This window comes from Mesorhizobium sp. FG116, assembly GCF_057809835.1.
In genome coordinates this window covers 79184-94506 of record NZ_JBMDKS010000020.1, presented here as the reverse complement: position 1 = coordinate 94506, position 15323 = coordinate 79184, and the positions used below count along the sequence as shown (strand labels likewise).

The following is a 15323-nucleotide window of genomic DNA, read 5'->3' as shown; positions in this document are numbered from 1 at the left end:
CCGCCGCAGGACGCCGGCCTGTCGGATGCCCTCGGGTCCATTGGCGCCGAACCAAAGGGGGGGAGGTCACCGCCGTCCTAACCGTTGCCCGGTGCGCAGCCGGTTCCCGCAAGAGCGATGGGCAGAGTATGGGGGAGGGATGAGAGGGTGGGGATAAGCGAGGTGAAAGATTTTATGGGAAGTGAATGGGAACAAGAGGTTGGACAGTAGCTGAGCGGCATCCAATTCACATTCTGAGGCGCTTTTACACTGCCGCGATGTCACGGAATGGATCCCGGACATTCCTTACTCGCTTCGCTCGAAAGCGAATTCCGGGATGACGAGCGAGCATATGACGCTCGCTCCAACGAGGCGAAACCCGAACACAGCGTCATCCCGGAAGCAAGCCGAACGAAGTGACAGCGATGCTGTCCGGGATCCATTCCGTTACGGAGAGGTAGTGTGCGGGCAGGGCACAAAGTTTCTGCCGCATTTTCAGAAATGGGATGAGTGCCCGTATCCAGCCAGATCGTCTACGTGCTTTACGCCGCGGCCTCGGCCGAATTGGAGCCGATGTAGTTGCGGATCGTTTCGATGATCCGGTCCTGGTCGGATTCGCTGAGATAGGGGTGCATCGGCAGGCACAGGATGCGCTCGGGCAGCGTTTCGGATACGGCAAGGCCGGTCGGCGTCCGCGGATAGTTGCGGTAGGCGACCTGTGCATGCAGCGGCTTCACATAGTAGATGACCGAGGGAATACCCTTTTCCGTCAAATGCGCCTTGAGGCCATCGCGCTTCGGCGTCTCGATGGCATATTGCGCCCAGGCCGAGCGGCTGCCGGACAGGTTTGCCGATGCCTTGACGATGTCGCCCAGACCCTCTGCATAGCGACCGGCAACCTTCTGGCGCGCGACCATCTCGTCTTCGAGGATAGCGAGCTTCTCGATCAGGATTGCCGCCTGCAAGGTGTCGAGGCGCGAATTGATGCCGACATGGACGTTGTCGTATTGCGTCTCGCCCTTGCCGTGGAAGGCGAAGGAACGCAGCTTTTCGGCCAACGCGCCATCATTGGTGAACATGGCGCCGCCGTCGCCGTAGCAACCGAGCGGCTTGGCCGGATAGAAGCTGGTGCCGGCGACATGGCCGAACGCGCCGCACATGCGGCCTTCGCTGGAACCGCCGATCGACTGGGCGGCGTCTTCGATGACCAAAAGGTTTTCGCGCTTGGCGATGGCCATGATCGCCTCGTAGTCGGCGGACAGTCCGAACAGGTCGACCGGGATGATCGCCTTGGGCTTCAACCGGCCCTCGGCCTTGACCATGGCGATTGCCGCCTCGAGGCTGGCGATATCAATGTTGTAGGTGTCGGCGTCGACATCCACGAACACCGGCTCGGCCTTGGCCAGCGCAACCACTTCGGCAGTCGCCGCAAAGGTGAAGCTCGGCACGAAGACCGCATCGCCCGGGCCTACGCCATTGGCATAGAGCGGCAAAAGCAGCGCATCGGTGCCGTTGGCGCAGGCAACGACGTGCTTGGTGCCGACATAGGCGGCGAGCTTGCTTTCAAATTCGGCGACTTCCGGGCCGAGGATGTAGCGGCCCTCGTTCACGACCTTGTCGATTGCCGCCTTCAGCCTGTCACGGATGCGTTCGCGCTGAGCGCCGAGATCGATAAACTGCATGTCTGTTCCAACGGTATGAGCCAGAGATTGGCGTGCTGGTATCAGAGTTGACGGAACCGGAAAAGCGGCAGGCCCGGCCCGCCGTTTGGCCAAGCCTGTCCGATGTTACTTCTATGTGGCGGAATTTGGCTCGCAAACGCCCGCAAATCCAAGGCCGCAGCCTATCGGCCGATAGCTTGCCGGCTCAATGCTGCAGTGCCGAAATATAAAGTGATCAAAGGGTTGCGGCGGAATGTCAGGCGATTTCGTGCCGCCATGGGGGATTGGCACCGGCGCGAGAGACGGTGACGGCTGCGGCCTTTGCGCCGAGGCTCAAGGCCTTGTGGACAGCTTCTTGCGACAGGCTGGCGACTTTAGCCTTTGTCAAAAGGCCCTGCTCATGCAGCGAGGCCAGCACACCGCCATTGAAGGTGTCGCCCGCGCCGACCGTATCGACCACCTTCACCTTGTCGGGAACGACGGTGACGGCACCGGCACTGGTGTAGCCGACGGCACCTTCGCCGCCATGGGTGACAACGATGAGTTTGGGGCCGCGATCAAGCCAGCGATGCACGACCTCTTCACGCGAGCCCGGTTCTCCGAACCAGTCGAGATCCTCGTCGGAGACCTTCACGATGTCGGCCATCGTCATCATGGCGCGAATGCGCTGCTGATGCTTTTCGCGGTCCGGAATGAAGTTCGGGCGGATGTTCGGGTCGAGCATCATCACGCGGCGGCCTTGCTCGCGGCGCATGAATTCCTCGTAGGCCGCTCCGGCCGGTTCGGAGATCAGGCTGATCGCCCCGAACAGCATCGCCTCGACTTCGTCGCCAAGCTTGGGCAAATCCGCCGCCGTCAGCATGCGGCCGGCGGTGTTTTCGTCGTAGAACACATAGGTTGCATGGCCGTCCTTCAGGTGGACGAAGGCGAGCGTCGTTGGGCGAGGGGAGGTGTGGGCGTAGCCGCAATCGACCTTGCTCTCGCCGAGCACCTTCTTCAACTGGATGCCGAAAAGGTCGGACGACAGGCCGGAAAAGAAGCCGGCTGGCGCGCCGAGCCGCCCGAGCGCAATCGCCGTGTTGAACACAGCGCCGCCGGCATAGGGCGCGAAGGCGGGCTCGCCGAGCGTCGTCTCGCGCGGCAACATGTCGATCAGCGCCTCGCCGCAGCAAAGGATCATGCCCTGTCGGTCCCTTGCGGATAGATGACGCCCTTGCGGATGATGATGTTGGCGTAGAGGCGCGGTTCGCTGGTGGCGACCATCGCATGTGCGGCGCGGGCGCGGGCGTAGAATTCGGCACCTTGCATCGCGACAAGCTTGCGGCCAGGCGCGCGCCTGGCGCAGACGGCCGCCATCTCGTCATGCACGGGATCGACCAGCTTGGGGTCGCCCTTGACCGAGGAACGGAACAGCGCGTCGGGTACGAAATCGTCCACCGGCAGGACGGTGAGGATGGCGTCCAGGACCGGTATGAGATCGAGGCCGTCGGCGCGGATCAGCCGGGTCGCTTCCTGTTCGGCCGGATAGTTGCCATCGACGATGGCGATCTCGTCGCCATGGCCCATGGCGCGTAGCACGGCCAGCAACTCCGGCCCGAGCACGGGCGGTATTCCAATCAGCATTATCAGGTTCCCCCGGCAATCATGGTTGGCCGAATGAGAAATCGCTCCGACAGGGGCAGGCTGGCGGCGCCGAGTGCGCGCGCGTGCACGCCGACGGTCCCTTCGTGGACCTTGGGGACGGTGAGGCCCTCCGCGTCGATGCCGCCAATCGTCTTGCGCACGGCATCGACCAGCTTTCCCCGAACGGAGACCGGCATCCAGCCGTCGATGACGGCGGCCTCGAAGTCGATGACGGACGTGGCCGAGATGATGGCATGCGCCAGCGCGTCGGCGGAGCGGATGATCCAGCCGTCAAGCGTCGGGCCGAGTTCGCCCCAGTCTTCCGGCGAGATCCACAGATGTGGGGCCTCGATGCCTTGGGCATTGAGTTCCTTTTCGAGCACCGCGACCGAAGCGATGTCGATGAGCTGCGCCTGTTTGCCGCCGGGGCCGGAAACCAGCATGGAGCCGAGCGCGCCGGCATTGCCGGTGGGGCCGCTGTAGAGGCGTCCGTCCAGCACGACCCCGCCGCCGGCAAAGGCGCCGATGTAGAAATAGACGAAGTCGCGCAGGCCGCTGGACTGGCCGAACACGAGTTCTGCCCCGCAGGCCGAGGTGGCGTCGTTTTGCAGGTAGACGGGAAAGTCGCACAGTGCCTGCACATCGGTGCGCACATCGCGGTGACGCCATTCATCCATGATTTGGCGCGGCGCACCGGCGGTGTCGACCCAGTTCCACAGTTCGAACGGCATGGCGATGCCGAGGCCGGCAATGCGCTTCTCCCGCCCGGCGTCGAGGCTGGCCCGCAGCTTTTCCATGCCGGAAGCGACGAAGGCCACCGTCTCGCGCGGCGTCGGGTAACGGTAGGAAAGCTGCTCGGCCGCGCGCACCTTGCCGAGGAAATCGATCAGCACGAGTTCGGCGCTGCGCCGCCCGATCTTCAGGCCGATGAAGTAAGCGCCGTCAGGATTAAGCGCCATCGGGATTGAGGGCTGGCCGATCTTGCCGCGCTGGGGGGCCTGCCGCAAAAGCAGGCCGTCATCCTCAAGCTCGCGCATGATGACGGAAACCGTCTGCGCCGACAGCCCCGTCATGCGGGCGATATCGGATTTGGCGAGGCTGCCATGCTGGCGCACGAGCGAGAGCACGAGCCGCTCATTGTGGTCTCGCATCCCGCTCTGATTTGTGCCGCGATGAAATCGGCTTTCGGCCGGTTCAGGCGGGCTGTGCTTTGCAGTGCCGGTTTCCACCGAGCTCCTCCGCCAATCCCTCGCGTCCTTTTGCCAGAATGTGTGATGGACGCAACAGAGTCAATAATAAATAAGAGTGATTTAATTATTGACTCTTGTAAAGCCGTGGTGTTTGTTTTGTGCGAGGGCGCTGCCGGGAAGCATTGCATGCGCTCGCGTCAAGGCACCGGTATGAGCTGGCGCCGAATTGTTTTCTGGGAGGTTTCTTATGAGAATGTCTGCGTTCAGGACTGCACTGTTTTGCGCGTCTGCGTTTGGGCTCGTTGCTCTGGCTGCGCCTGCCTCGGCAGCCGATGTCAGCGCTTGCCTGATCACCAAGACCGACACCAACCCCTTCTTCGTCAAGATGAAGGAAGGTGCCGAAGCGAAGGCTAAGGAACTCGGCGTCAACTTGAAGGCCTATGCCGGCAAGATCGACGGCGACAGCGAAAGCCAGGTTGCCGCGATTGAAAGCTGCATCGCCGATGGCGCCAAGGGCATTCTGCTCACCGCGTCCGACACGGCTGGCATCGTGCCTGCGGTGAAGAAGGCGCGCGACGCCGGCATTCTGGTCATCGCACTGGATACGCCGCTTGAGCCGGCGGACGCTGCCGATGCGACATTTGCGACCGACAACCTTCTGGCCGGCGAGCTGATCGGCAAATGGGCCGCCGCCACCTTGGGCGACGCTGCCAAGGACGCCAAGATCGCCTTCCTCGACCTTACGCCTTCGCAGCCGACCGTGGACGTGCTGCGCGATCAGGGCTTCATGAAGGGCTTCGGCATCGACACCAAGGACATCAACAAGATCGGTGACGAGGATGATGCCCGCATCGTTGGCCACGACGTGACCAACGGCAACGAGGAAGGCGGCCGCAAGGCGATGGAAAACCTTCTCCAGAAGGATCCGTCGATCAACGTCGTTCACACGATCAACGAGCCGGCCGCTGCCGGCGCCTATGAGGCGCTCAAGGCCGTCGGCATGGAAAAGAACGTGCTGATCGTCTCGGTCGACGGCGGCTGCCCGGGCGTCAAGAACGTCGAGGCCGGCATCATCGGCGCGACCTCGCAGCAATATCCGCTGCTGATGGCGTCGCTCGGCATCGAGGCGATCAAGAAGTTCGCCGACTCCGGTGAGAAGCCGAAGAACACCGAAGGCAAGGCGTTCGTGGATACCGGCGTGGCGCTGGTTACGGCCAAGCCTGCTGCCGGTGTTGACTCCATCGACGTCGCGAAGGGCACCGAACTCTGCTGGGGTTGATATGACCCCTGCTTAGGCAGAGTATCGACCAGAGAGAGCGGTCTCGGCCGCTCTCTCGCATGTCGGTAGGCAGCAACTCCAGGGAGGAGAGGGCCGGATGACTGACGCTTCGGCGCAGCGCGCGCAGCCACAGGAATTTGAAAAGGTTCTGACCGGTAGCGATACCTCGGTCGCGAAGTTCGATGCGCATGAGCGGTCGGGGATCGAGAAGGTGCAGCACTTCCTGCATTCCAGTCCTGCGGCGGTTCCCCTTATCGTCCTGATAGTTTCGCTGCTGGTTTTCGCTTTTGTCATCGGCGGCAAGTTCTTTTCCGCCTTTTCGATGACGCTGATCCTGCAGCAGGTGGCGATTGTCGGCATCATCGGTGCCGCGCAGACGCTTGTTATCCTCACGGCCGGCATCGACCTGTCGGTCGGCGCGATCATGGTGTTGTCTTCGGTGGTGATGGGACAATTCACCTTCCGCTACGGGCTTCCCGCGCCGATCTCCATTCTTTGCGGCTTTGCCGTGGGCGCGGCTTGCGGCTTCCTCAACGGATGGCTTGTGGCGCGCATGAAGCTGCCGCCGTTCATCGTGACGCTCGGCACCTGGCAGATCATACTGGCGACCAATTTCCTCTATTCGGCGAACGAGACCATCCGCGCGCAGGACATCGAGACGCAGGCGCCGATCCTTCAATTTTTCGGCCAGAATTTGCGGCTGGGCAACGCCGTCTTCACCTATGGCGTCATCGCCATGGTGCTGCTCGTGCTGCTGCTCTGGTACGTACTTAATCACACGGCATGGGGCCGTCACGTCTATGCGGTCGGTGACGACCCGGACGCTGCCGAACTCTCCGGCGTCAACGTCAGCCGCATGCTGATTTCCGTTTATGTGCTTGCCGGGCTGATTTGCGCCCTGGCAGGTTGGGCTTTGATCGGCCGCATTGGCTCTGTGTCGCCGACCTCCGGCCAATTCGCCAATATAGAATCGATTACGGCCGTGGTGATCGGCGGCATCTCGCTGTTCGGAGGGCGCGGGTCGATCCTCGGCATGTTGTTCGGTGCATTGATCGTCGGTGTCTTCTCATTGGGGCTGAGGCTGATCGGCACCGACCCGCAATGGACCTATCTGTTGATCGGCGTGCTTATCATCGTTGCGGTCGCGGTTGACCAGTGGATCAGGAAGGTGGCTGGCTGATGGCACAGGAACCCATTCTAACCGGTCGCGGACTGGTCAAGCGCTACGGACGCGTGACCGCCTTGGACAATGCCGACTTCGATCTCTACCCCGGCGAAATTCTGGCGGTAATCGGCGACAACGGCGCGGGAAAGTCCTCGCTCATCAAGGCGATTTCCGGCGCTGTTACGCCCGATGAGGGTGAAATCAGGCTGGATGGCCAGGTGATTTCGTTCAAGTCGCCGATGGAAGCGCGCAATGCCGGCATAGAGACCGTCTACCAGAACCTGGCTCTTTCGCCGGCACTCTCGATTGCCGACAACATGTTCCTTGGCCGCGAAATCCGCCGCCCCGGTTTCATGGGGCAGTGGCTGAGGATGCTTGACCGGCCGGCGATGGAAAAGCGGGCGCGTGAAAAGCTGACGGAACTTGGCCTGATGACGATCCAGAACATCAGCCAGGCGGTGGAAACGCTGTCCGGTGGCCAGCGTCAGGGCGTGGCGGTGGCACGTGCCGCCGCCTTCGGGTCCAAGGTGGTCATCATGGACGAGCCGACGGCGGCACTTGGCGTCAAGGAATCGCGCCGCGTTTTGGAACTCATCCTCGACGTCAAAAAGCGCGGGCTGCCGATCGTGCTCATCTCGCACAACATGCCGCACGTCTTCGAGGTTGCGGATCGAATCCACATCCACCGGTTGGGCCGGCGGCTGACGGTCATCGATCCGAAGCAATACACCATGTCCGACGCCGTGGCCTTCATGACAGGCGCAAAGGCGCCTCCGGAAACGGCACTTGCGGCCTGATCTGGCAAAAATGCAGTGGAAGGCTTGCGTTTTTGGCAGAACTAAATCGATTGAATAATTGCGCGCGCCGATTAATAGTGGCGATGGAGTAGAGGCCGACAGCACAACCGGTGCTGGCGGAACGAATTCCAGGCGTCGAGAGGTGATATGACGCAAGTTATGACAGCCGAAGTTCCTGCACCGCTGCCGATTGACGCCGACCCCGCCACTCTTGCCGGGGAAGTTCTGAACGCGCTGAAGTATCGCCTGGGCAAGGACACCACCGTTGCCACGCAATACGACTGGCTAACAGCCTCGATCAAGGTCGTGCGGGACCGCATCGTCGATCACTGGATCAGCGGCACCAAGGAAGCCTACGACCAGAAGGAAAAGCGCGTCTATTACCTGTCGCTCGAATTCCTGATCGGGCGTTTGATGCGCGACGCCTTTTCCAATCTCGGTCTGATGGACAATATGCGCGCGGCGCTGTCCTCGCTTGGCGTGGACCTCGACGTCATCGCCGCGCTCGAGCCGGATGCAGCCCTTGGCAATGGCGGCCTCGGCCGTCTTGCGGCCTGCTTCATGGAATCGATGGCCAGCGTCGGCATACCGGCGCACGGCTACGGCATACGCTACGCCAACGGCATGTTCCGGCAGGAAATCCAGGACGGCTGGCAGGTGGAACTGCCCGAGACGTGGCTGGACCACGGGAACCCCTGGGAATTCGAGCGCCGCGAGCGCTCGTTCGAAGTGGGCTTCGGCGGCTCGGTTGAATCGGTGACCTCGCGCGATGGCCGCCTGGAGCGCCATGTCTGGAAGCCGACCGAACATGTCTTGGCCGTTGCCTACGACACGCCTGTGGTGGGCTGGCGGGCAAACCGCGTCAACACGCTGAGGCTGTGGGCCGGCATGCCCGTCGATCCGATCCTGCTCGACCGCTTCAATGCCGGTGACCACATCGGCGCGCTGGCCGAAAGCAACAAGGCAGATGCCCTGTCGCGCGTGCTTTATCCGGCCGATTCCCACAAGGAAGGCCAGGAACTCAGGCTGCGGCAGGAGTATTTCTTTTCCACCGCGTCGTTGCAGGACATCTTGCAGCGGCACCTCAGCCAGTATGGCGACCTGAAGTCGCTGCCCGACAAGGCTGCGATCCACCTCAACGACACCCATCCGGCCATTGCCGTTCCCGAGTTGATGCGCCTGCTGATGGACGTGCATGGCATCGACTTCGATCAGGCGTGGGACATCACCAAGCGCACCTTTGCCTACACCAATCACACGCTGTTGCCGGAAGCGCTGGAAAGCTGGCCGGTGCCGCTGTTCGAGCGGCTTTTGCCGCGCCATATGCAGATCATCTATGCCATCAATGCGCAGGTTCTGCTGGAAGCCCGCGCCAGCAACCGCTTCTCCGGCGAGCAGGTCGCTGCGATCTCGTTGATCCAGGAAAACGGCGAGCGCCGCGTGCGCATGGGCAACCTGGCCTTCGTCGGCTCGCATTCGATCAACGGCGTTTCCGCACTGCATACGGACCTGATGAAGGAAACCGTCTTTGCCGACCTGCATCGGCTCTACCCGGACCGCATCAACAACAAGACCAACGGCATCACGCCCCGGCGCTGGCTGATCCAGTGCAATCCGGACCTGACGGCCCTTGCCCGCGAGGCGATCGGCGACCGGTTCCTAGACGACATCGAATCGATCCGGGATCTAGACGCCTTTGCGCAGGATGCGGCTTTCCGAGAGAAATTCGCCGGCGTGAAGCGCCTGAACAAGGCACGGCTGGCCAATCTGGTTGGTGAACGCCTTGGCATAAGGATCGATCCGTCGGCCCTGTTCGACATCCAGATCAAGCGCATTCATGAATACAAGCGCCAGCTTCTCAATGTGCTCGAGGCCGTCGCGCTCTACGACCAGATCAGGTCGCACCCCGAGCGCGATTGGATGCCAAGGGTCAAGTTCTTCGGCGGCAAGGCCGCGCCCAGTTACCACAACGCCAAGCTGATCATTAAGCTCATCAACGACGTTGCGCGGGTCATAAATCACGATCCGTCGGTGCGCGGGCTGCTCAAGATGGTGTTCGTGCCGAACTACAATGTCAGCACCGCCGAAATCATGATGCCGGCCGCCGACCTGTCAGAGCAGATTTCGACCGCCGGTATGGAAGCGTCGGGCACCGGCAACATGAAGTTCGCGCTGAACGGGGCGCTGACCATCGGCACGCTGGACGGCGCCAATGTCGAGATCAAGGAACAGGTCGGCGACGACAATATCTTTATTTTCGGGCTCAAGGCCAACGAGGTCGCTGAGCGCCGCGCCAGCGGTTATGCGCCGCGTTCGGTGATCGATGCGTCGCCGGAATTGCGGCAGGCGGTGGCGGCCATCGCCTCGGGCGTCTTTTCGCCAGACGATCCGCAGCGCTACCACGCCTTGATGGACGACCTCTACAACACCGACTGGTTCATGGTTGCCGCTGATTTCGATGCTTATGCAGCCACGCAGCGCGAGGTGGACGGCGTCTGGCGCAATGGCCCCGACTGGTACGCCAGAGCGATCCACAATGTTGCGCGTGTCGGCTGGTTCTCGTCCGACCGAACGATCCGCCAATACGCCAAAGACATCTGGAACGTGCCTGCTTGATGTGATTGCATTGACCGGTGGCCAGGGTCACTCCGCGGGCCACCAGGGAGGAACAGTTTGACCAAGGGGCCGCGCGCGACGACAGCGCCAAGCGAGCCGGAAGGGATGGCCGCCGCAAGTGACGTCGCGGCGATTGTCGCCGGAACGCATGGCAACCCGTTCGCGGTGCTTGGCGTCCAGCAGGCGGGAAAGTCTCTCTTTGCCTGCTGTTTCCTGCCCGGTGCGGATGAGGTCACCGCCTATACCTTGGCGGGAAAAAAGGCCGGGGAAATGGCCCGGCGCGATGGCGCAGGCTTCTTCGAAGGCAAGCTTGGCATCCGCAAGCGCCAGCCGCTGCGCTATCATGCACGCAACGCCGGCGGCGACTGGTGGGTGACCGACCCTTATTCGTTCGGCCCGGTGCTTGGCCCGATGGACGACTACTACATCGCCGAGGGCTCGCATCTTCGCCTGTTCGACAAGCTGGGCGCGCACGAGATCGAGCACGAAGGGGCAAGAGGCATTCATTTCGCCGTCTGGGCTCCGAATGCAAGGCGCGTTTCGGTGGTCGGTGACTTCAACGATTGGGACGGCCGCCGGCATTCGATGCGTGACCGTCAGGACACCGGCATCTGGGAAATCTTCGTGCCGGATATCGGTGCCGGCAGGCCGTACAAATACGAAATCATCGACAAGAAGGGCGTGCGGCTGCCGCTGAAGGCCGATCCGTTTGCTTTCAAGTCGGAACTGCGGCCGGCGACCGCATCGGTGACGGCGTCGCCGTTTTCGCACCAATGGGGCGACGAAGCGCATCGTTCGTTCTGGCGAAAGGCCGACCAGCGGCGCGAAGCGATTTCCATCTACGAGGTTCATGCCGGATCCTGGCAGCGGCGCGACGATGGCACCTTCCTGTCGTGGGATGAACTGGCCGACCGCCTGATCCCCTATGCGGTGGACACAGGCTTTACCCATATCGAATTCCTGCCGATTTCCGAGCATCCCTATGATCCGTCATGGGGTTACCAGACGACCGGGCTCTATGCGCCGACGGCGCGCTTCGGCGATCCCGACGGGTTCGCGCGGTTTGTCGATGGCGCGCACAGGGCCGGGGTGGGCGTCATCCTCGACTGGGTTCCCGCGCATTTCCCGGTCGACGAACACGGGTTGGCGAAGTTCGACGGCACCGCGCTCTACGAACACGCCGACCCGCGCAAGGGATTCCATCCGGACTGGAACACGCTGATCTACAATTTCGGCCGCCGCGAAGTGGCGTCGTTCCTGGTCAACAACGCCCTGTTCTGGGCGGAGAAATATCACGTCGACGGACTGCGCGTGGATGCCGTGGCCTCGATGCTCTACCTCGATTATTCGCGCAAGGAAGGCGAGTGGATCCCGAACGAAAAGGGCGGGCGCGAGAACCTTGAGGCGGTAGCCTTCCTGCAGAAGATGAACAAGGAACTCTACGGCCATCATCCCGGCGTCATGACCATTGCCGAGGAATCGACGTCGTGGCCGAAGGTGTCGCAACCCGTTCATGAAGGCGGCCTTGGCTTCGGTTTCAAGTGGAACATGGGCTTCATGCACGACACGCTGGAGTATTTCTCCAAGGAGCCCGTGCACCGCAAGTACCATCACAACGAGCTGACCTTCGGCCTGATGTACGCCTTCAGCGAGAACTTCGTGCTGCCGCTTTCCCACGACGAGGTGGTGCATGGCAAAGGCACGCTGCTTTCCAAGATGGCCGGCGACGACTGGCAGAAGTTTGCGACGCTGCGGGCCTACTACGCCTTCATGTGGGGCTATCCGGGCAAGAAGCTTTTGTTCATGGGGCAGGAATTTGCACAGCGGCGCGAATGGAGCGAGGAGCGCTCGCTGGACTGGGGCCTGCTCGACCATGCGCCGCACAGGGGCGTGCGGCAGGTGGTGCGCGACCTGAACTATCTTTACCGGTCGCGGCCGGCACTCCATGCGCGCGACTGCGAGCCGGAAGGCTTCTCGTGGCTGATCGTCGACGACAGTGAAAACTCGGTCTTTGCCTGGCTGCGCAAGGCGCCCGGCGGAAATCCGATTGCGGTCATCTCCAATTTTACGCCGGTGCCGCGCGAGAACTATCGCGTGCCGCTGCCGCGTGCGGGAACATGGCGCGAAATCATCAACACGGATGCGGCCGATTACGGCGGCACGGGCGTTGGCAACGGCGGCGCGGTGAGGGCGGTTGGCGAGCGCGATGGCGCTTCGGCAACCATGGTCCTTCCCCCGCTGGCAACGATCATGCTTGAGTTCATTTCAGACTGAGTGGTCTTGGGAGGGTGTAAATGGTGGAGACGAAGCGAACCCAACCTTTGGCGCGTGACGCCATGGCCTATGTGTTGGCGGGCGGTCGCGGCAGCCGGCTGAAGGAACTGACGGACCGGCGCGCCAAGCCGGCGGTCTATTTCGGCGGCAAGACGCGCATCATCGACTTCGCGCTGTCCAATGCGCTGAATTCCGGCATTCGCCGCCTTGGCGTCGCGACCCAGTACAAGGCGCACTCGCTGATCCGCCACTTGCAGCGCGGCTGGAACTTCCTGCGCCCCGAACGCAACGAGAGCTTCGATATCCTGCCGGCCAGCCAGCGCGTTTCAGAGACGCAGTGGTATGAAGGCACGGCCGACGCCGTCTACCAGAACATCGACATCATCGAGAGCTATGGGCCTGAGTTCATGGTGATCCTGGCCGGCGACCACATCTACAAGATGGACTACGAACTGATGCTGCGCCAGCACGTCGATGCCGGCGCGGACGTCACGGTCGGTTGCCTGGAAGTGCCGCGCATGGAAGCGACCGGCTTTGGCGTGATGCATGTCGACAAGAAGGACAACATCATTTCCTTCATCGAAAAGCCGTCCGATCCGCCGGGCATTCCCGACAAGCCGGACCATGCGCTGGCCTCGATGGGCATCTATGTCTTCCGCACCAAGTTCCTGATGGATCTGCTGCGCAAGGACGCGGCCGACCCGAATTCCAGCCGCGATTTCGGCAAGGACATCATTCCCCAGATCGTGAAGGACGGTAAGGCGGTGGCCCACCGCTTCGCCAAGTCCTGCGTGCGCTCCAGCATGGAAAGCGAGCCTTATTGGCGCGATGTCGGCACCATCGATGCCTACTGGGAAGCCAATATCGATCTTACCGATGTTACGCCCGAACTTGACCTCTACGACCGCGACTGGCCGATCTGGACCTATGCCGAATTGAAGCCGCCAGCAAAATTCGTGCACGACGAGGACGGCCGGCGCGGCATGGCGGTTTCCTCGCTGGTGTCGGGCGATTGCATCGTCTCGGGCGCTTCGTTGAAGCGCAGCCTGATCTTCACCGGCGCGCGCATCAATTCCTATTCGACGCTCGATCATGTCGTGATGCTGCCGGACTGCGTGGTTGGCCGCAATGCGCGGCTGACCAATGTGGTGATCGATCACGGCGTCCAGATACCTGAAGGGCTGGTCGTGGGCGAAGATCCGGTGCTCGACGCCAAGCGCTTCCGTGTCTCCGAACGCGGCATCTGCCTGATCACGCAGCCGATGATCGACAAGCTGGGACTGTAGGCGCATGCAGGTTCTCTCGGTCACGCCGGAGATTTTCCCGTTGGTCAAGACCGGCGGGCTTGCCGACGTGACCGGGGCATTGCCCATCGCGCTGGCCGGCAAGGGCATTGCCATGCGTTCGCTCGTGCCCGGCTATCCGGCGGTGATGGCCGCGTTCAAGAAGGCGAAGCCCGTCCTTCAATATCCGGACCTTCATGGCGGCAAGGCTGGCGTCTACGCTGCCAAGGTTGGCGAACTTGACCTGTTCGTCATCGACGCGCCGCATCTGTTCGACCGCCCCGGCGGACCCTATGGCGACGCGACCGGCGCGGATTGGCCGGACAACTGGCGGCGGTTCGCAGCACTTGGTCGCATCGGCGGCGACATAGCTGCGGGCGCGATCAAGGGCTATCAGCCCGACATCGTGCACGCCCATGACTGGCAGGCGGCGATGACGCTGGCCTACATGCGCTACGGCAAGGCGGCGGGTATTCCGTCGCTCATCACGGTGCACAACCTTGCCTTTCAGGGTCGGTTCGGTGCCGATATTTTCAGCGGCCTTGGCCTGCCCGCCGAGGCGATGGCAGTCGATGGCGTCGAATACTATGGCGGTGTTGGCTTCCTGAAGGCCGGATTGCAGGCGGCTTGGGCGATCACGACGGTGAGCCCGACCTATGCCCAGGAAATCCGCACGCCGGAATTCGGCATGGGGCTGGACGGACTGATCAACATGCGCGCGGCCGACCTTTACGGCATCGCCAACGGCATCGATATCGATATCTGGGATCCGGCGACCGACAGGCAACTGGCTGCGGCTTATTCGGCCAAGACGCTGAAAGCGCGTAAGGCCAACAAGGTAGCGGTGGAGGAACGGTTCTCGCTTGAAAGCGATGCCGGTCCGATCATTTGCGTGGTCAGCCGTCTCACATGGCAAAAGGGCATCGACACCTTGGCGGCCGCTCTAGACGGCATCGTCGCTAGAGGCGCGAGGCTGGCGATACTCGGTTCCGGCGATGCCGCTTTGGAAGGCGCATTGCTGGCAGCGGCGGCGCGTCATCGCGGACGGGTGGGTGTCGTCGTCGGCTATGACGAGAAGCTTTCCCATCTGATGCAGGGCGGTTGCGACGCCATCGTCATTCCGTCCCGGTTCGAACCGTGCGGACTGACGCAGCTTTACGGCTTGCGCTACGGCTGCGTGCCTCTCGTTGCCCGCACCGGCGGGCTGGCTGACACGATCATCGATGCCAATGATGCCGCGCTTGCAGCGGGCGTTGCGACCGGCTTCCAGTTCGAACCGGATAACGCGGGGTCGTTGTTGTACGCGGTCCATCGGATGGTCGAAGCCTATGGCAATTCGTCGGTATGGACCACGATCCAGCGGCAAGGCATGAAGGCCGACGTGTCGTGGGATCGAAGTGCTGCCAGATACGTTGATCTCTATCGCATGCTCATGTCCAAGAAGGCTGACTGACCG

11 protein-coding genes are annotated in these 15323 nt (G+C 62.2%); 7 read left to right on the top strand and 4 right to left on the bottom strand.

Annotated features, from left to right (window positions below):
* Window positions 1-521: 521 nt before the first annotated feature.
* From ACODTY_RS16330 to ACODTY_RS16315, 4 genes are all read right to left on the bottom strand, one after another.
* Window positions 522-1661: a DegT/DnrJ/EryC1/StrS family aminotransferase gene (locus tag ACODTY_RS16330; protein WP_488995268.1), complete on the bottom strand. Its 1140-nt coding sequence runs from the start codon at window positions 1659-1661 to the stop codon at window positions 522-524.
* Window positions 1662-1896: 235 nt separating this feature from the next.
* Window positions 1897-2820, bottom strand: a complete 924-nt coding sequence (locus ACODTY_RS16325) for a carbohydrate kinase family protein (RefSeq protein ID WP_488995267.1) — start codon at window positions 2818-2820, stop codon at window positions 1897-1899.
* Window positions 2817-3263 carry an RbsD/FucU family protein gene (locus ACODTY_RS16320; protein ID WP_488995266.1) on the bottom strand — a complete coding sequence of 149 codons (447 nt, stop codon included), beginning with the start codon at window positions 3261-3263 and terminating at the stop codon, window positions 2817-2819. The genes ACODTY_RS16325 and ACODTY_RS16320 overlap by 4 nt, the downstream gene beginning before the upstream one ends.
* A 2-nt stretch (window positions 3264-3265) precedes the next feature.
* On the bottom strand, window positions 3266-4492 hold the full coding sequence (locus tag ACODTY_RS16315; RefSeq protein ID WP_488995265.1) for an ROK family transcriptional regulator: 1227 nt from the start codon (window positions 4490-4492) through the stop codon (window positions 3266-3268).
* 214 nt (window positions 4493-4706) lie between these two features.
* Here ACODTY_RS16315 and ACODTY_RS16310 point away from each other — a divergent pair, with 214 nt between their 5' ends.
* From ACODTY_RS16310 to glgA, 7 genes are all read left to right on the top strand, one after another.
* Window positions 4707-5732 (top strand): sugar ABC transporter substrate-binding protein, encoded by a 1026-nt coding sequence (locus ACODTY_RS16310; RefSeq protein WP_488995271.1) that lies wholly within the window; start codon window positions 4707-4709, stop codon window positions 5730-5732.
* Window positions 5733-5829: 97 nt separating this feature from the next.
* The gene (locus ACODTY_RS16305) at window positions 5830-6912 is read left to right on the top strand and encodes an ABC transporter permease (protein ID WP_488995264.1); all 1083 of its coding nucleotides are present in this window, start codon (window positions 5830-5832) and stop codon (window positions 6910-6912) included.
* Window positions 6912-7694 (top strand): ATP-binding cassette domain-containing protein, encoded by a 783-nt coding sequence (locus tag ACODTY_RS16300; protein ID WP_488995263.1) that lies wholly within the window; start codon window positions 6912-6914, stop codon window positions 7692-7694. Before ACODTY_RS16305 ends, ACODTY_RS16300 begins: the two co-directional genes overlap by 1 nt.
* Window positions 7695-7841: 147 nt before the next feature.
* Window positions 7842-10310, top strand: a complete 2469-nt coding sequence (locus ACODTY_RS16295) for a glycogen/starch/alpha-glucan phosphorylase (RefSeq protein WP_488995262.1) — start codon at window positions 7842-7844, stop codon at window positions 10308-10310.
* Window positions 10311-10415: 105 nt separating this feature from the next.
* Window positions 10416-12584: a 1,4-alpha-glucan branching protein GlgB gene (gene glgB / locus ACODTY_RS16290; RefSeq protein WP_488995270.1), complete on the top strand. Its 2169-nt coding sequence runs from the start codon at window positions 10416-10418 to the stop codon at window positions 12582-12584.
* Between the two features lie 20 nt (window positions 12585-12604).
* A complete protein-coding gene (glgC, locus tag ACODTY_RS16285) occupies window positions 12605-13870 on the top strand; it encodes a glucose-1-phosphate adenylyltransferase (protein WP_488995261.1) in 1266 nt (421 codons plus the stop codon).
* Window positions 13871-13874: 4 nt separating this feature from the next.
* Window positions 13875-15320, top strand: a complete 1446-nt coding sequence (glgA, locus tag ACODTY_RS16280; protein WP_488995260.1) for a glycogen synthase GlgA — start codon at window positions 13875-13877, stop codon at window positions 15318-15320.
* Window positions 15321-15323 lie beyond the last annotated feature (3 nt).